At 64.6% G+C, this 240-nt stretch carries 1 protein-coding gene; it reads right to left on the bottom strand.

What is annotated here, in order from left to right; translation table 11 throughout:
• Nucleotides 1–240, bottom strand: a 240-nt coding sequence (locus SB679_RS26135) for a hypothetical protein (RefSeq protein WP_410705316.1), incomplete at both ends; no start/stop codon positions are given.

The following is a 240-nucleotide window of genomic DNA, read 5'->3' as shown; positions in this document are numbered from 1 at the left end:
ACTTCTTCCGCTCGCTCCATGGTTTCCCGGCCGGGTCCGCTGATGCCCGGTTGTAGAGAACACGCCGGTTGGCCGGCCATGCCCAGCCCCATTCAGGCGCTACCGGCCCCTGTTCCTGGCCCGGCTTCCTGTTGGCGGCGTGGTTTACACCGTCTGCGTACACGCCGGTGTAAATCCAGCATCCCGAGGACGTGGAACCGTCTGCACGTAACTGGGTGTAGGCGGAAAGCGGCTTACCGG

The sequence above is a fragment of the Chryseobacterium sp. SIMBA_029 genome (assembly GCF_046535275.1).
Taxonomy (GTDB): domain Bacteria; phylum Bacteroidota; class Bacteroidia; order Flavobacteriales; family Weeksellaceae; genus Chryseobacterium.
This window is presented reverse-complemented; position numbering and strand designations above follow the sequence as displayed.